This window comes from Pseudomonas monteilii (genome assembly GCA_001534745.1).
Lineage (GTDB): Bacteria > Pseudomonadota > Gammaproteobacteria > Pseudomonadales > Pseudomonadaceae > Aquipseudomonas > Aquipseudomonas alabamensis.
In genome coordinates this window covers 736,026-753,532 of record CP013997.1, presented here as the reverse complement: position 1 = coordinate 753,532, position 17,507 = coordinate 736,026, and the positions used below count along the sequence as shown (strand labels likewise).

Genomic DNA, 17,507 nt, shown 5'->3' with positions numbered 1-17,507 from the left:
CGATCGCGACGGGCGTATCCCTCCGGGGGCAAAACCTCATATAATTTGCGCCTTTTCGCCCACCCTTGAGGAACCCTTGTGAGCACCTTGCCACCCTGCCCCCGCTGCAATTCCGAATACACCTACGAGGATGGCACGCAGCTGATCTGCCCCGAATGCGCCCACGAATGGTCCACTGTCGCGTCCGATGAGGCCTCCGACGAGGTGGTGAAGAAAGACTCGGTCGGCAATGTCCTGCAGGATGGCGACACCGTCACGGTGATCAAGGACCTCAAGGTCAAGGGCTCGTCCCTGGTGGTCAAGGTCGGCACCAAGGTCAAGAACATCCGCCTGTGCGACGGCGACCACGACATCGACTGCAAGATCGACGGCATCGGTGCGATGAAGCTGAAATCGGAGTTCGTGCGCAAGGTCTGAGGCCTGCCTACCAGGGCCGCCACACGGTGGCCCTTGGCCTGCCTGCAACGGGCACCGGGCATGGCGAGATGAAAACCGCCAATAGGTACTTGCTATTCTGATAATAAGAATTATTCTCATCGAAATGTTTTTCGAGGAGACGCTCATGACGTACCTGATCGACGCCTGGCTGGACCGCCCTCACCCTTACCTGCGCATTCTGCACCGAGAGACCGGTCGCGTGTGCGCCGTGCTCGAAGAGGAAGCACTCGACGAACTGCGTGACCAGGGCGACCTGGACCTGGGCTGTCTGAATTCCAGCGAACCGAGTGTGCTCAAGGAAATGGTCAGGAACCTGTTCCTGTTCTGCTATGCCCGGGCATTGCGACCGGGTGGGCATGAATGGCACTGACGGCGGTGGCGAGCCGTCAGTTGCAAGCTACAAGCTACAAGCTACAAGCTACAAGCCAAAGCGAGTCCGCGCGGACTGTGCGTGCTCGCTCGATAACGCACTGCACGCTGCTTTTGCTTGAAGCTTGCCGCTTATCGCTTACAGAACGTCGAGCAGCTCGACGTCGAAGACCAGCACGCTGTGCGGCGGGATGCTGCCCGCGCCCTGGGCGCCGTAGGCCAGCTCGCTCGGCACGTGCAGGCGCCATTTGCTGCCGGCGTTCATCAGTTGCAGCGCTTCGGTCCAGCCCGCGATCACGCCCGTGACCGGGAATTCGATCGGCTGACCGCGCTCGTAAGAGCTGTCGAACACGGTGCCGTCGATCAGGGTGCCGTGGTAGTGGGTGCGCACGGTGGCTTCGCGGCCTGGCTTGGCGCCGTCGCCGGTGGCCAGCACTTCGTACTGCAGGCCCGATGGCAGGGTGATCACGCCTTCACGGGTGGCGTTGTCGGTCAGGTACTGCTTGCCCACGGCAGCTGCGGCTTCGGCCTTGGCAGCGGCTTCGGCCTGCATGACTTCGCGGATGACCTTGAAGCTGGCCGACAGATCGGCTTCGCTGACGCGGCTGTCCTGGCCATTGAACGCATCGGTCAGGCCCAGGAGGATCGCCTCGAGGCTCACGCCTGGTGGCGGGTTGTCGCGCAGCTGGCCACCCAGCTGACGGCCGATGCCGTAGCTGACGCGGGATTCGTCGGTGGACAGGTTGATTTCGGACATGAACGTGCTCCGCTGCGGGGCGTCAGCACGCTGCGCCCCTGATGAAATGGGTCCGCAGCCTAGCACACTGCGCCAGGCGCATCAGCTACCAGGCCGAGCGCTGGGAGATCGGCACCTTGAGCACGTTGCGCGGATGTTCGCCCAGGCCGCACATCTCGTCGTAGGCCGACGGGTGGATCAGGTGCATGGGGACATCGGGAAGCGTCTGCACCTGTTGGCGGATGTGCTCGACCGAGCGCGCGCGCAGGCGTGTGCCGTCCGTGTCCTTGATCGGACAGACACGCTCGCCGATCAGGGCCTCGAGCAGGTAGTCGCCACCCTCGATGGAGATCACGTTCAGTTCCTGGACACGGCCGGCCTGGATCTCGAGGTCGAGTTGCTGAAGGTTCATGGGACGCCCTCGCTGGATTAAGAGGACCATTGTTGCCAGGATTCGGGGGAAAGGACAACGGGCGTGCGTGTGGCGGTGGGAGTCCGCCCGGGATCGCTCCCCCATGACCACAACACAGTGAGGCCAGCTGTCGCAGACCTTGTGGGGCTTGCCCGTGATGCATCGCGGCGCCTGGCAGGACCCTATCGCTGGAAAGCCAGCTCCCACCTAGACCTCTGCGACCTGTCGATGTCGACATGGCTGCGCAAGCAGCTTGTGGGAGCGGGCTTGCCCGCGATGCAGGCGGCGCCTGGCAGGGCCCTATCGCTGGCAAGCCAGCTCCCACCCAGACATGTGCAGCCTGCCGGTATGGCCACGGCTGCGCAGCGGTTTCTCAGTGTTTGGTCAGCTTGTCCAGGTAGCCCATCACGAAAGCCGAGATCACGAACGTCATGTGGATGATCACGTACCACATCAGGTAGTCGGTGGTGATGTTCTGGGCGTCCATGAACACCCGCAGCAGGTGGATCGAGGAGATGGCCACGATCGAGGCCGCGACCTTCATCTTCAGCGAGGACGAGTCCATCTTGCCCAGCCAGTTGAGCTTTTCCTTGCTCTCGTCGATGTCCAGTTGCGAGACGAAGTTCTCGTAACCGGAGATCATGACCATCACCAGCAGGCCGCCGACCAGCGACATGTCGATCAGCGACAGGATCACCAGGATCAGGTCGGCCTCGCTCAGGGCGAACACATTGGGCAGGACGTGGATCACTTCCTGGAAGAACTTCAGCGCCAGGGCCAGCAGGCCCAGGGAAAGACCGAAATAGATCGGTGCGAGCAGCCAGCGCGAGGCATACATCGCGTTTTCGAGGATACGTTCCATTGCAGCGTCATACTCGTCGGAGGGCGAAAAACGAGCGCGAGTATAGCCACCCCGTCCGCCTCAGAGAAAGCCTGCGCTGCTGTGCCGCAGCCGTCGAGGCTCACGCATCGGGATGAAACTGGTAATCGCCCAGGTGCCGGCAGCGCTCGCCGTTGATGCGGCGCAACTGGGCTTGCAGGTGCGTGCACCAGATCTGCGGCCCCTCGGCGACCTCATAGCCATGCACGGTCAGGCTCTCGAGAATGGCGTCGAGGACCGATTCGGCCACCTGGGGACCGTGGAACGGCCCTTGGGCCTTGATCGCCGAAGGTTGCTCCCCGGCCATGCCTGCGGCGAACAGCAACGTCCACAGGCCGGTGTCACCCGCCAAGGGACGGATGCTGCATTCGATGCGGGTCACCAGGCCGAGGCACTGGCGGGTCAGGCTGAGGTTGCGCATGGTCGCGTCTCCCTCGTTCAGGCCCCGTGTCCAGGGCAGGGGCAGGCGGCCTCCTTCCTGAAGGCCGAGGACATCCTGACCTGAGCATAGAAGACACCCGGCAAGGCCGCGACCCCGGCGCCAGACGGTCGGGCCGTCGGCGCCAGCGCGCGCGGCGCGGGATTACCGGGGCTGGGCCTGCGCCAGGGCTTCCTCGAGCCGGTCCTTCTCGGCTTCCTTGATGTCTTCCTCGCTGACCATCTCGGCGATGACACGCAGGCGCTCGACCACGCGGGCGTTGATGCTGCCCTCGGGGAACTCGCCCTGCTCGTCCGGTGCCCCGGCCGGCTCGCCCACCAGCAGGCTGAGGGCCTCGTCGGCCTGGCTGACCGCGTAGACATGGAAGCGCCCCTCTTCCACTGCCTGCAGCACGCGCTCGTCGAGCATCAGCGTGGCGACGTTGGCACGCGGGATGATGACGCCCTGCTCACCGGTCAGGCCGCGGGCCTCGCACAGACGGAAGAAGCCTTCGATCTTCTCGTTGACGCCGCCGACCGCCTGCACTTCGCCGAACTGGTTGATCGAGCCGGTGATGGCGAAGCACTGCTTGAGCGGCGTCTTGGACAAGGCCGAGATCAGCGTGCAGACCTCACCCAGCGAGGCGCTGTCGCCGTCCACATAGCCATAGGACTGCTCCAGCGCGATGCTGGCGGAGATCGCCAGCGGGAATTCCTGGGCATAGCGGCTGCCCATGTAGCCGGTGAGGATCATCACGCCCTTGGAGTGGATCGGTTGCCCCAGGTTGACCTCGCGCTCGATGTCGACGATACCGCTGCCGCCGGGGTAGACGGTGGCCGAGATCCGCGCTGGGACACCGAAGGCCGAGTCACCGACTTCGAGCACGGTCAGGCCGTTGCACTTGCCGATGGCCGCACCATCGGTATCGATCAGGATGATGCCGGCGAGCATGTCGTCGAGAATGCGTGCCGACACCCGCCCCGTGCGCGTGGCCTTGGCGCGCAGGGCACGGTCGATGTGTCCGGCGTCGGTGGTGGCGTCGTTGGCCAGCTGGCGAATGAAGTCCGCTTCGCTGACCAGCTGGAACAGGTCGCCGATGCGCGCCGACAGCCGCTTCTGGTTCTCCGCCAGGCGCGCGCTGTAGGTCGCCAGGCGCGCGACCGCATCGGCGGTCAGCGGCGCCATGCCTTCCTCGTTGGTGCGCGTGCGCAGCAGCTGGGCGAACTGCTCGAGGTTCTCATCGAGCATGGGCATGTCTTCGTCGAAGTCGACCAGTACCCGGAACATCTCCTGGAACTCCGGATCGTGGTCCTGCAAGGCGTAGTACAGCTGCCGCGAGCCGATGATCACCACCTTCACGCTCAGCGGGATCACCTGCGGCGCCAGCGTCACCGTGGCGACCCGGCCCAGCTCGCCCAGGGGCGATTCCATCTTCAGCTTGCGCGATTGCAGGGCACGCTTGAGCGCGTCCCAGACGAAGGGCTCGCCGAGCATCTTCTCGGCTTCCAGCACCAGAAAGCCACCGTTGGCCCGGTGCAGGGCACCCGGCCGCAGTTGCCGGTAGGAGGTCGACAGCGCGCCCTGATCGGTGCTGTATTCGATACGCCCGAACAGGTTGTCGTAGGTCGGATGAGGCTCGAACACCACCGGCGCGCCGCCCTTGGCCGGATGGCCAACCACCAGGCTCGGGGCGTACTGCTCTTCGAGCAGCTTGCGCGCCTCGGCGTCGGTCTTGCTGTCGTCGACCAGTTGCTCGACAACGGTGCGCAGCAGGTTCAGTTGCATGGCCTGCAGGTAGGCGCACACGGCGGCGTTTTCCGCGTACTTCTCGGACAGCGGCGCCAGCAACGGCTGCAGGGCCAGGGTGATGGTCTCTTCGTTGAGTTCGCGCAGCCGGTTGTTCGATTCGCGTTTCCACTGCGGCAGGCTGGCCAGTTCTTCGTTCAGCCGCTCTTCGAGGGCTGCGATGTCCTGGTGAAACTGTTCGCGCACCGCCTCGGGCAACTGGGCGAACTCGGCCTCGTCCAGCGCCTTGCCCTCGCTCATCGGCGTGAAGGCGACATTGCTAGCGTCGCGGTACAAAGCCACGTCCTTTTCCAGCGACGCACGCTCGATGATGTCCAGGGCACGGTCGTAGCGCTGGTTGAAGGCGCGGTCGATGGCGCCCTTCTTCTGCTGGTACGACGGGTGTTCAAAGACGGCCGGGAAGGTCGCCACCAGGTTGCCGATCAGCGCGTTGATGTCGGCGATGAACGCATGGGCGCTGCCTGCCGGCAACTCCAGCGCACGCGGCTCGCGCAGGTCGTCGAAGTTGTTGACGTAGACCCGGTCGGCGGGCGTCTGCTGGCGCTTGCCTTCGGCGTTCAAGTAGCGTTTGACGAACGAGAAGCGACCGGTGCCCGGCTCGCCCATCACGTAGACGTTGTACCCAGGACGCGGCATGGCCACGCCGAACTGCAAGGCTTCAACCGCGCGCTCCTGGCCCAGCACACCCCGAAACGGCTCCAGGTCATCGGTACTCGAAAAGGCAAACTGGTCGGCGGAAAAACGCCGGGTCAGGGCATGAGGTTCAAGACGCAGACTCGCAGCGACGGAATCGGGCATTGGGCTTCCTTGGTTCTCGGGCAGATGACGGCATTCTGGCGCCGCTTGCGCGCGCCTTGCAAGGTGGCGAGACGCTTTATGTCATCTGCGTCAGGACGGTGCGCTCAAGGAAATTTTCACATCCCGCCACGCAACCTTTGGAACGTGCCTAAACTCCAACTTGCGCGGGAAGGCGAATGCTTGCCCCATCCGGCAGCCGATGTTGTCGGGACCATGACCTTTGGCATGTTTACTGATAAAGAGAACAAAGCTATGAAACGGATTCTTCTGGGTACGCTGTTCACCGTCGTTTCGATCAACGCCATGGCCGAAGCGCCTGGTGGTCCGAACTGCGGTTGGGGCAACATGTTGTTCGAAGGCCAGCGTGGCACCCCTGCCCACTTCCTGGCTTCCACCACCAACGGTACCTCGGGCAACGCCACCTTCGGCATGACCTCCGGCACCAACGGCTGCTCGACCAATTCCGCGCTGACCTACGGCGGCAAGTCGTGGCTGGCCATGAATGGCATGATGAACGAACTGTCCGAAGACATGGCCCAGGGCCAGGGCGAAGCCCTGACCACCTACGCCGTGGTCATGGGCGTGGCGCCTCAGGACCGTGAGCGTTTCGCGGCCGTGACCCACGACCACTTCCAGCAGATCTTCAGCAGCGCCGATGCGACCGCTGAAACCGTTCACACCAACACCCTGGCTGTGCTGAAAAACGACCCGCAACTGGCCAAGTACGCGACCGAGGCCTGAGTCCTGCCCAACCCGCCCTGCACGACAGGGCGGGTTCGTGCATTCTATCGGCACTTTCCTGACTAGTTGCCCGACATGCTCAAACGCCTTTGCCTGCTGGCGCTCAGCGTCAGCCCCTCGCTGCATGCCGCACCTTCCCTCGACCACGCTCGCCTGCAACAGCTCGCTGCCCTGCCCTACTGGGTTGCCCTGGGCCATTACGAGAGCGGCACGTTCGGCGGTTGGCGCAGCTATGTCGATGACCCCAAATTCTTCCTGGCCGAGGATGGCGCTCATCACCCTGAGCGTGAACTCGCGGCCACGGTCCAGGCCCTCTATGCCCCGGCGGACCTGGGCAACCGGCACGCCCAGTGCGTGTTTCCGGCGCGCACCCGCTGGCTGCGCGAGCAGCTCGACCTGCGCGACCTGCCGCAGCCGGTGTGCAGCGACTACCGGACCTGGTACGACGATGTGGCCCCCCACAGCGCCGCGCTGATCTTTCCGGCGGCCTACCTGAACAGCCCGTCGTCGATGTTCGGTCACACGCTGCTGCGCATCGACCAGGCCGACACCCACAGCAACAAGACCTCGCTGCTCAGCTATGCCATCAACTTCGGCGCCTACATCGAAGGCAATGACAACAGCATCCTGTACGCCTGGAAAGGCCTGGCCGGTGGCTACCCCGGCCTGTTCGCCCTGATGCCCTACCAGGCCAAGCTGTCCGAGTACCGCAGCCTGGAAAACCGTGACCTGTGGGAGTACCAGCTGAACCTGACGCCCGAAGAGACCGGGCGCATGGTCGAGCACGTCTGGGAACTGCGGCAGGTGCAGTTCGACTATTTCTTCTTCGACGAGAACTGCTCCTACCGGCTGCTGGAGCTGCTACAGGTGGCGCGCCCCAGCCTGGACCTGACCTCGCAGTTCCCGCTGACCGCCATCCCGACCGATACCGTCAAGGCGGTGAAGCAGGCCGGGCTGGTGGCCGACACCCGCTATCGACCGTCCCGCGAGCGCGAGCTGCTGGCGCGCGCCGAGCCGCTGGATGCCGACGAGACCCAGCAGGTGCTGGCCCTCAGTGCTGACACCCAGCACTTGCAGGCGCCTGCCTTCACGGCCCTGCCGAAGGAGCGCCAAGCCCTGATCCAGGACACGGCCTATCGCCTGGAGCGCTACCGCGCCAATGGCCAGGCGCGCGACCCGGCCCAGGCGGCGCGCAGCTTCGAGCTGCTACGGGCGATCAACCGCAACCCGCCACCGCCGCTGGAGGTCGAGAAACCCGGACTGCCGGAAGAAGGCCATCAGTCACGCACCTGGCAGCTGGGCGCCGGTACCCGTGGTGACCGCGCCTATGCCGAATACGGTCTGCGCATGGCCTATCACGACCTCAACGACAACGCCTACGGCTTCCCCCTGGGTGCGCAGATCGAGATTTTGCAGCTCAAGGTGCGCCAGTACGAAGGCAACGAATGGCAAGTGCAGCGGCTGGATCTGGCCACGATCCGCTCGCTGACGCCGCGCAACGACCTGCTCAAGCCCTGGTCCTGGCAAGTGGCCGGTGGGCTGGAGCGGGTACCGGGCAAGCACGACGACGAGGTGCTGGTCAGCCACGTCAACGGCGGCGCCGGGGGCACCTGGCAGCTGGGCGAGGATGTCCTGGGCTTTGCCCTGGGCACGGTACGCATCGAGCACCATAACGACTTCGCCGAATTCGTCTCACCCGCTGCGGGCTTCAATGGAGGCGTGCTGTGGCGCAACGGCCTGGGCAACCTGAGCCTGGAAGCCAAGGGCGATTTCTTCACCAATGGCGAGGTGCGTCGCAGCCTGAGCCTGAACCAGCAGTGGGAAATTTCCCGTAACCTGGGCCTGCGCCTGAGCGCCAAGCGCGAGTTCAGCCACCTGGCGTCGGCGCAGAACGAGGTGATGCTGGAAATGAAGTGGTATCACTACTGAAGCACACGACCGTGCCGGGGTGTCCAACGAACGAAGCGCACCACCCACGTCAGGGGGTGCGCCCCGTCGTTCGAAGGACCAGGAGATCATCATGAGTCGCGCATTCGTCAACGAAGACCAGGCGGCCGCCCAGGCCAGCCCGCCCGTGGAGCGACGCGTCAGCGATCAGCCCAACCACGTGACCCCCAGCGGATACGCCCAGTTGCAGCAGCGCGTGGCCGAGCTGTCGGCGCAGCGTAGCGAACTGCTGGCGCAAGGGGATGCGGTGGACAAGCAGCGGGTGGCCGACAGCGAGCGCGACCTGCGTTATTTCACGGCACGCCTGCAGAGCGCTCAGGTCGTCCCTGCACCGGCACCAGGTGGCAAGGTGCAGATCGGCAACCGGGTGCGTTTCGTCGATGAGCAGGACGTGGAGCATAGGGTGCAGTTGGTGGGCGAGGATGAAGCCGACGCCGCGCATGGACAGGTGAACTGGGGGTCGCCCCTGGGGCGGGCGCTGCTGGGCGCGGCCGAGGGGGATGAAGTGATATGGCGCAGGCCGGCGGGTGATCAGACGATCGAGATCGTCGCCATCGAATAGAGGGCAGGTCTTGCAAAGCGAGTAGCCGAGGCGTCGGCGTCCTGGGTTCAGGCGAGAACGGCGTCGGCTTCATCGCGGGCAAGCCCCCACAGAGAGGCCATCCTCGAATCTTTAGAGACCTTGAGCCGCAACCTATGGGAGACTCTATGGTTTCTGCCAAGTGCTAATGTGGGCCCTGGCGGGCCCAATCGCGGCACTGGGGCCGCTCCTACACCCGTAGCCCCACCGCGGTGAGGCAAGCCATTCAATTCAGTGCCACCCAAACCTTGGCAACCTGTCAGTTCAGTGCCAGCCTGGCTGCGCAAGCAGCCTGTGGGAGCGGGCTTGCCCGCGATGGGGCCGCGGAGCGGCCCCTGGGTCTTGCAGGCATCGCCTATGGGGTCAGACCACACCCTGCGCCAGCATGGCGTCGGCCACCTTGACGAACCCGGCGATGTTGGCGCCCTTGACGTAGTTCACGCGGCCATCGGCCTCTTCACCATAATGCACGCATGCGTGGTGGATCGACTGCATGATGCCGTGCAGCTTGCTGTCCACCTCGCCTGCGGTCCACAGCAACCGCATGGCATTCTGCGACATCTCCAGGCCCGAGACGGCCACGCCCCCCGCATTCGACGCCTTGCCCGGCGCGAACAGGATGCCGGCGTCGATGAACAGGTCCACGGCCTCGAGGGTCGTCGGCATGTTCGCCCCTTCGGCGACGCACAGGCAGCCATTGGCAAGCAGGGTACGGGCGGCCTCGGCATCGAGCTCGTTCTGCGTGGCACACGGCAAGGCGATGGTGCACGGCAGCGACCACGGCGCCTGCCCCGGGCGGAACTCCAGGCCCAGCTCTGCGGCCAGTGCGCTCAGGCGTCCGCGCTTGACGTTCTTCAACGTCATCACCGCTTCCCATTGCGCCTCGGTCAGGCCCGACTCGCAGTACAGCGTGCCTTCGGAGTCGGACAGCGAGATCACCTTGCCGCCCAGGTCCATGACCTTGCGTGCGGCGTACTGGGCCACGTTGCCTGAACCGGAAATAGCCACGCGCTGGCCCTCGACGCTCAGCTGCTTGCGCTTGAGCATCTCCTCGGCGAAGTACACGCAGCCATAGCCCGTGGCTTCCGGACGGATCAGGCTGCCGCCATAGCTCATGCCCTTGCCCGTCAGCACCGAGGTGAACTGGTTGGCCAGGCGCTTGTACTGGCCGAACAGGAAGCCGATTTCACGCGCGCCGACCCCGATGTCCCCGGCCGGGACGTCCAGGTCCGCGCCGATGTGGCGGTACAGCTCGCTCATGAACGCCTGGCAGAAACGCATGACTTCGCCATCGCTCTTGCCTTTCGGATCGAAGTCCGAGCCACCTTTACCACCGCCCATCGGCAACGAGGTCAGCGAGTTCTTGAAGACCTGCTCGAACGCCAGGAACTTGAGCACGCTCAGGTCCACCGAGGGGTGGAAGCGCAAGCCGCCCTTGTAGGGACCGATGGCGCTGTTCATCTGGATACGGTAGCCGCGGTTGACCTGGACCTTGCCCTGGTCGTCGACCCAGGACACCCGGAACAGCACGGCCCGCTCGGGCTCGACCATGCGCTCGAGAATACTAGCGTCCAGGTAATGAGGGTTGGCTTCTAGAAACGGCCACAGGGTGCGCAGCACCTCTTCGACCGCCTGATGGAATTCGGGCTGGGCAGGATCGCGCTGCTTGAGGCGGGCCAGGAAATCGTCGACAGATTCAGTCATGGATGCATCTCACCACGTCGGGATTGTAGTTGTTGGTTTCCTCGACTGTAGCAAGAACCTTTTGCACCGCAACAGGGCGCGATGTCGTTTTTATGAAATTTTCTGGTGCATTTATATAACTGTATGCCAGAAGGGGCGCCTAAAGTGCCGTATTACGTCGCTTTCAGGCACAAAAATGGGGCCATCAAGGCCCCATTCCCGTGCAGACAATGCTGCCTTTACTGCGCCAGTTTCTTGTGGCGAACGCGGTGCGGTTGGGCCGCAGCATCGCCCAGGCGCTTCTTGCGATCGGCTTCGTACTCGGTGTAGTTACCTTCGAAGAAGACCACGTTGGAGTCGTCTTCGTACGCCAGGATGTGGGTAGCCACACGGTCGAGGAACCAACGGTCGTGGGAAATCACGATGGCCGCGCCCGGGAAGTCCAGCAGGGCTTCCTCCAGCGAACGCAGGGTCTCGACGTCGAGGTCGTTGGACGGTTCGTCGAGCAGCAGGACGTTGCCGCCCTCCTTCAGGGTCAGGGCCAGGTGCAGACGGCCACGCTCACCGCCGGAGAGGTCCTTGACGAACTTCTGCTGGTCACCGCCCTTGAAGTTGAAGCGGCCGACGTAGGTACGCGACGGGATCTCGTAGTTGCCGATGCGGATCTGGTCGGAGCCGTCGGAGATCTGCTGGAACACGGTCTTGCTGCCGTCCAGGTCCTCGCGGCTCTGGTCGACGCAGGCCAGCTGCACGGTTTCGCCGATCTCGATGCTGCCGGAGTCCGGTTGCTCCTTGCCCATCAGCATGCGGAACAGGGTCGACTTACCCGCGCCGTTGCCGCCGATGACGCCGACGATGGCACCCTTGGGCATGGCGAAGGACAGGTTCTCGATCAGCACGCGATCGCCGTAGCCCTTGCTGACGTTCTTGAACTCGATGACCTTGTCGCCCAGGCGCGGACCGGCCGGGATGTAGATCTCGTTGGTTTCGCTGCGCTTCTGGAATTCCTGCGACTGCATTTCCTCGAAGCGTGCCAGACGTGCCTTGGACTTGGACTGGCGGGCCTTGGCGCCTTTGCGCACCCATTCCAGCTCTTCCTTCATGGCCTTCTCGTGGGCGCTCTGCTGCTTGGACTCCTGCGCCAGACGATCGGACTTGGCTTCCAGCCAGCCCGAGTAGTTGCCTTCGTACGGAATGCCGGCGCCGCGGTCCAGTTCGAGGATCCAGCCCGCGACGTTGTCGAGGAAGTAACGGTCGTGGGTGATGGCCACCACGGTGCCGGGGAAGTCGTGCAGGAAGCGCTCGAGCCAAGCGACCGAGTCGGCGTCCAGGTGGTTGGTCGGTTCATCGAGCAGCAGCATGTCGGGAGCCGACAGCAGCAGGCGGCACAGCGCCACACGGCGCTTCTCGCCACCGGACAGGTGTTCGATCTTGGCCTCCCAGGCAGGCAGACGCAGGGCGTCGGCGGCCACTTCGAGCTGACGCTCGAGGTTGTGGCCATCGGCCGCCTGCAGGATCGACTCGAGCTTGGCCTGTTCGGCGGCGAGCTTGTCGAAATCGGCATCCGGCTCGGCGTAGGCGGCATAGACCTCGTCCAGGCGCGCCTGGGCGTCCTTGATCACGCTGACGGCTTCCTCGACCACTTCGCGCACGGTCTTGCTCGGGTCCAGCTGGGGCTCCTGGGGCAGGTAGCCGACGTTCAGCTCGGGCATCGGACGGGCTTCGCCATCGAACTCCTTGTCGACACCGGCCATGATGCGCAGCAGCGTGGATTTACCCGCGCCGTTCAGGCCCAGCACGCCGATCTTGGCGCCCGGGAAAAACGACAGGGAGATGTTTTTCAGGATTTCCCGCTTCGGCGGCACGACCTTGCTCAGCCGATGCATGGTGTAGACGTATTGAGCCAAAACCAAGCCCTCTCTCAGATGGGTGAAGACATCGACGACGATCCCGGCCCGGCAACGGGCCAGCGGGAAAGGTCGTGTACGAAATATCGATGGACAAAGTCGTCCATTCTACGCCAAGACGCGCCGTTGCACAGGTGGGCGCGTCGGGCGCGGTGGTCAGACCTGGCGCTGACCTGCCTTGCCGCGTGGCAGGCGGCAGCGGTCGCTCTGGGCCGCCAGTTTCTGTGCCCAGGCCGCCTTGACGCTCAGACCGGCAGCCGAGGCCGGACGCGCCGAGTCGGCCGCAGGTGCCTGGACGACAGGGCTGGAGGCGGTGGCGATCGACGTGGCACGGCCTGACACGGCGGGGGACCGTACGACGGTCGGCGCAACCGAGGGCGCCTCACGGCCCACGGACTTGCGCAGGTCGGCCAGCGAAGGCGACTTGCGCACGCTGGCGCCGGCAGCGGCCGGTCGTGCCAGGCTGCGCTGGCACGACTTGCAGGAAACCGAGGCCGCGTCGGCCGTGCCGAGCAAGGTTGCGCTGCTGCGGCCGCAGGCGGCGTCGAGGCCATTGAGGGAGTAATGAGTCACCAAACCGTGCATCTCCAAGCATTCATGATCAAAGCAGGTGAGGCGGCGACGTCGGAGAGCGGAGCGATGCCCGTTACCCTCCAGACGGGCCGCAGCACCGAAAGCGCGCGCATTTTCGCACAGGTCGCGCCCCATGCCGAAACCCATACCCGACGAATGCCACGCGTCGACGCAGGCCAGCCACTGGCACTTTGCCACAATTGCGGGCATGCTAGCGCCCCGGCCGGGCCGGCAGTCGTCCGTCCGTGAAACCCGCCTTGCCCGATCTTTCCCTGCCCCGCTCGCCAATCGCAGGATCGACGCGTGACCAACCTCAATCAACCGCTTCCACCGCGATCGACCACCCCCCTGGCCGTCATGCCGTTGCGTGGCTCGCTGAAAAGCGCGCTGGCGGCACTGGCGCTGATCCTGCTCGGGCTGCTCATGTGGCAACTGTTCAGCCAGTTCCAGCAGACCCAGCAGGCGCTGCGCGAGCAGATCGTGACCGAGACCTCGGAACTGGCCGATCACATGAGCCTGAACCTGGCGCTCAAGGCCCAGCAGGTCATCAACCTGATCCAACCCTACAGCCAGGCGCCCACCTCCACGACGCTGCCCACGCTGTTGCGCGGCCTGCAGACACGCCTGCCGCAGCTGCGCCACATGGCCTGGCTGGACAGCAACGGTCGCATCCAGAACGACAGCCTGGGCACGGGCGATGATCAGCAACAGGTACGCGAGTACTTTTCGCGGCTTCAGGGACGGCAGTACTTCTATGGCAATGCCCAGGACAATGGCCTGGTCTACCTGCTGCTGCGCCAGCCGACCGGTCGCGGTCATGGCTATTGGCTGCTGCGCTTCGAAAAAGCGTACTACCAGGAGCTGACCCGTCCCCTGGAAAGCCCTGGGCAACCGGCCTGGCAGCTCGAGAACGGTCGGACCGGGCAGGTGCTGGACGGTCGCGCAGCCGACGCGCAGGCGAGCGAGCCGCTGCAGAGCGTGATGCTGGCGTTCATCGACAACAGCGCCTGGCAGTTGCGCGGCCTGTACGATGCGGCAGCCGTTCGCCAGCAGCTGTTACCGGCCCTGATCGCCAAGTGCCTGCTGGTACTGTGCTGTGCATTGTTGCCCCTGCTGGCACTGATCAAGATGCGCCAGCGCCAACTGGCGCTGCACGAAGACCGGCGCCGCTATCAGGCGATCTTCGAAGGCACGGGGGTCGCGCTGTGTGTCCTGGATCTGTCCAGCCTGCCCGGCCTGCTCGAACGCCATCATGTGCGTAACCCACAGGCCCTCAAACAGAGCCTGGCGTTGGACCCCGAGCTGCGCCACACCTTGCTGCGCGAACTGAAGGTCACCGAGATCAATGAGGTAGCTCGGCAGTTGCTCAATGTCGGCAGCCCCGAAGGCGCCTGGAGACGCCTGATCGATGGCGGTGGCGAAGGGCGCGGCAGCGTCGGGGCGCAACTGCTCGAAGCGCTGATCGACCAGCGGGCCCAGCTGGAACTCGAAGTGCGCCTGACCACGCCCCGCGACGGCGACCTGCACCTGTGGCTCACGGTCCGCCTGCCGCAGACGCGCACCGACCATACGGCGGTGATCCTCAGCATCAGCGACATCACCAGCCGCAAGCAGGTGGAGCTGTCCTTGCTCGAGCGCGAAAGCTTCTGGTCCAACGTGGTGCGCACGGTGCCGGACCAGTTGTACGTCCAGGATGTGCACACCCAGGCGATGATCTTCAGCAACCGTCACCTGGGCCACACGCTGGGTTATGACCGCGCCGAACTGACCCAGATGGGCGACCGTTTCTGGGAACTGCTGCTGCACCCGGACGATGCCACCGACTTCAGGCTGCTGCGTCAGCGCCAGCATGACAGCGGCCACGACGAGGCACTGCACTGCCAGTTGCGCTTCCGCCACCGGGACGGCAAATGGCGCTGCTACGACATTCGCGAGCACGTGCTCACCCGCGATGGCGCCGGCCTGGCCACGCGGATCATCGGCGTGGGCAAGGACGTCACGGTGCAACTGGAAGCCAGCGAGTCGCTGCGCCACAGCGAGCGTCGCTACCGGATGCTCGCCGAAAGCATCAGCGACGTGATCTTCTCCACCGACCCGGCCTTGCAGCTCAACTACGTCAGTCCATCGGCCACGACGGTGCTGGGGTACTCGCCGGAATGGATCTTCGAGCATGGCTGGCAATCGACCATCGCCAACCCGTCCCAGCTGACCGGGATCTTCACCTTCATGGCGCAGGTGCATGCCGCGCTGGACGACGCCGCGCAGTTGAGCCAATTGCGCGCGCAGCTGCCGACGCCGCTGTACCTGTTCGACTGCCTGCGCGCCGACGGTCGCAAGATCCCGATCGAGCTGCGCCTGGTCCTGGTCTGGGACGATCAGGAACGGTTCGAGGGCATCCTCGGGGTCGGCCGCGACATCAGCCAACAGCGGCGCGCCGAGAAAGACCTGCGCATGGCCGCCACGGTCTTCGAGCATTCCACCTCGGCGATCCTGATCACCGATCCGGCCGGCTACATCGTCCAGGCCAACGAAGCGTTCAGCCGGGTCAGCGGCTACACGGTGGACGACGTGCTGGACCAGCGCCCGAGCATGCTGACCGTGGACGATCAGCAACAGGCCCACCTGGGCTACGTGCTCAAGCAATTGCACCAGCGCGGCAGCTGGGAGGGCGAGGTGTGGCTCAAGCGCCGCAGCGGCGAGCACTATCCGGCCTGGGTCGGTATCACGGCCGTGTTCGACGAGGAAGGCGACCTGGCCAGCTACGTCTGCTTCTTCACCGACATCAGCGAGCGCAAGGCCAGCGAACAGCGCATCCATCGCCTGGCCTACTACGATGCCCTGACGCACCTGCCCAACCGCACCTTGTTCCAGGATCGCTTGTACACCGCCTTGCAGCAGGCCGAGCGGCACAAGTCGTGGGTAGTGCTGATGTTTCTCGACCTGGACCGTTTCAAACCGATCAACGACTCGCTCGGCCATGCCGCCGGCGATCGCATGCTCAAGGACATGGCCGAGCGCCTGCTGGGCTGCGTGGACGACGATGACACCGTGGCGCGGATGGGGGGCGATGAATTCACTCTGCTGCTGCAACCGCGCGCGACGCGGCAGATGGCCCTGACCCGTGCGATTCACGTGGCCGAGCACATCCTGGGCAGCCTGGTGCGCCCGTTCGTGCTGGAGAACCGCGAGTTCTTCGTCACCGCCAGCATCGGCATCGCCCTCAGTCCGCAGGACGGCAGCGAGCTGAGCCAGCTGATGAAGAACGCCGACACGGCCATGTACCACGCCAAGGAACGTGGCAAGAACAACTTCCAGTTCTACCAGGCCGACATGAATGCCAGCGCGCTCGAGCGGCTGGAGCTGGAAAGCGACCTGCGCCACGCGCTGGAGCAGGATGAATTCGTGCTGTTCTACCAGCCGCAGTTCAGCGGCGACGGCAAGCGCCTGACCGGCGCCGAAGCTTTGCTGCGCTGGCGCCATCCTCGGCGCGGCCTGGTGCCGCCCGGCGACTTCATCCCGGTCATCGAAGAGCTGGGCCTGGTGGTGGACGTCGGCGACTGGGTGCTGCGCGAAGCGACGCGCCAGCTCAAGGCCTGGCGCCAGGCCAACGTGCGCGTGCCGAAGGTGTCGGTGAACATTTCCGCGCGGCAGTTCTCCGACGGCCAGCTGGGGACGCGGATCGCCCATATCCTCGAAGAGACCGGGGTGCCGCCCGGCTGCCTGGAGCTGGAGCTGACCGAAAGCATCCTGATGCGCGAGGTCAACGAGGCCATGCTGATCCTCGACAGCCTCAAGCAGCTCGGACTGAGCATCGCGGTGGACGACTTCGGCACGGGCTATTCCTCGCTCAACTACCTCAAGCAGTTCCCGATCGACGTGCTGAAGATCGATCGTACCTTCGTCGATGGCCTGCCCGAGGGCGAACAGGACGCCCAGATCGCCCGCGCCATCATCGCCATGGCCCATAGCCTGAACCTGGCGGTGATCGCCGAAGGCGTGGAGACGCACGAGCAGCTCGAGTTCCTGCGCGAGCATGACTGCGACGAAGTGCAGGGTTATCTGTTCGGCCGCCCCATGCCGGCCGTGCAGTTCGAGTCGCAGTTCAGCAATGAGACGTTGTTCATGCTGGGGTAAAGCCAGAGCGTCAGTGGCGCCTCAACGTCCTGTCGACACCCGACGCACCGCACGACCGTCCGCTTGCAGCCTGGAGTTCACTCCT

14 protein-coding genes are annotated in these 17,507 nt (G+C 64.7%); 6 read left to right on the top strand and 8 right to left on the bottom strand.

Annotation, left to right across the window (positions count from 1 at the left end):
- Positions 1-78: 78 nt before the first annotated feature.
- On the top strand, positions 79-417 hold the full coding sequence (locus APT63_03380; protein ID AMA44729.1) for an alkylphosphonate utilization protein: 339 nt from the start codon (positions 79-81) through the stop codon (positions 415-417).
- A gap of 145 nt (positions 418-562) precedes the next feature.
- Complete coding sequence (locus tag APT63_03375; protein AMA44728.1) at positions 563-808, top strand: hypothetical protein; 246 nt, start codon at positions 563-565, stop codon at positions 806-808.
- Between the two features lie 138 nt (positions 809-946).
- Here APT63_03375 and APT63_03370 read toward each other — a convergent pair whose 3' ends face one another.
- From APT63_03370 to APT63_03350, 5 genes are all read right to left on the bottom strand, one after another.
- Positions 947-1,564, bottom strand: coding sequence for a peptidylprolyl isomerase (locus tag APT63_03370; GenBank protein AMA44727.1), 618 nt, complete (start codon positions 1,562-1,564; stop codon positions 947-949).
- Positions 1,565-1,649: 85 nt separating this feature from the next.
- On the bottom strand, positions 1,650-1,955 hold the full coding sequence (locus APT63_03365; protein ID AMA44726.1) for a cation transporter: 306 nt from the start codon (positions 1,953-1,955) through the stop codon (positions 1,650-1,652).
- Positions 1,956-2,328: 373 nt separating this feature from the next.
- Positions 2,329-2,817: a hypothetical protein gene (locus APT63_03360; GenBank protein ID AMA44725.1), complete on the bottom strand. Its 489-nt coding sequence runs from the start codon at positions 2,815-2,817 to the stop codon at positions 2,329-2,331.
- A 100-nt stretch (positions 2,818-2,917) separates the two neighbouring features.
- Positions 2,918-3,256 carry a hypothetical protein gene (locus tag APT63_03355; protein ID AMA44724.1) on the bottom strand — a complete coding sequence of 113 codons (339 nt, stop codon included), beginning with the start codon at positions 3,254-3,256 and terminating at the stop codon, positions 2,918-2,920.
- A gap of 162 nt (positions 3,257-3,418) precedes the next feature.
- Positions 3,419-5,857 carry an ATP-dependent protease gene (locus tag APT63_03350; GenBank protein ID AMA44723.1) on the bottom strand — a complete coding sequence of 813 codons (2,439 nt, stop codon included), beginning with the start codon at positions 5,855-5,857 and terminating at the stop codon, positions 3,419-3,421.
- Between the two features lie 252 nt (positions 5,858-6,109).
- Here APT63_03350 and APT63_03345 point away from each other — a divergent pair, with 252 nt between their 5' ends.
- From APT63_03345 to APT63_03335, 3 genes are all read left to right on the top strand, one after another.
- Positions 6,110-6,598 carry a hypothetical protein gene (locus tag APT63_03345; GenBank protein AMA44722.1) on the top strand — a complete coding sequence of 163 codons (489 nt, stop codon included), beginning with the start codon at positions 6,110-6,112 and terminating at the stop codon, positions 6,596-6,598.
- 75 nt (positions 6,599-6,673) lie between these two features.
- Positions 6,674-8,527: a hypothetical protein gene (locus tag APT63_03340; GenBank protein AMA44721.1), complete on the top strand. Its 1,854-nt coding sequence runs from the start codon at positions 6,674-6,676 to the stop codon at positions 8,525-8,527.
- Positions 8,528-8,618: 91 nt separating this feature from the next.
- Entirely contained in the window at positions 8,619-9,107 is a 489-nt protein-coding gene (locus APT63_03335) for a transcription elongation factor GreAB (GenBank protein AMA44720.1), read from the top strand.
- Between the two features lie 381 nt (positions 9,108-9,488).
- On the opposite strand, the gene APT63_03330 is transcribed toward APT63_03335, so the two are convergent.
- The 3 genes from APT63_03330 to APT63_03320 all read right to left on the bottom strand — a co-directional run bounded on the left by APT63_03330 (position 9,489) and on the right by APT63_03320 (position 13,291).
- Entirely contained in the window at positions 9,489-10,829 is a 1,341-nt protein-coding gene (locus tag APT63_03330) for a glutamate dehydrogenase (GenBank protein AMA44719.1), read from the bottom strand.
- Positions 10,830-11,047: 218 nt separating this feature from the next.
- Entirely contained in the window at positions 11,048-12,715 is a 1,668-nt protein-coding gene (locus APT63_03325; protein ID AMA44718.1) for an energy-dependent translational throttle protein EttA, read from the bottom strand.
- A gap of 156 nt (positions 12,716-12,871) precedes the next feature.
- A complete protein-coding gene (locus tag APT63_03320; protein AMA47779.1) occupies positions 12,872-13,291 on the bottom strand; it encodes a hypothetical protein in 420 nt (139 codons plus the stop codon).
- A gap of 300 nt (positions 13,292-13,591) precedes the next feature.
- Here APT63_03320 and APT63_03315 point away from each other — a divergent pair, with 300 nt between their 5' ends.
- Positions 13,592-17,422, top strand: a complete 3,831-nt coding sequence (locus tag APT63_03315) for a diguanylate phosphodiesterase (protein AMA44717.1) — start codon at positions 13,592-13,594, stop codon at positions 17,420-17,422.
- Positions 17,423-17,507 lie beyond the last annotated feature (85 nt).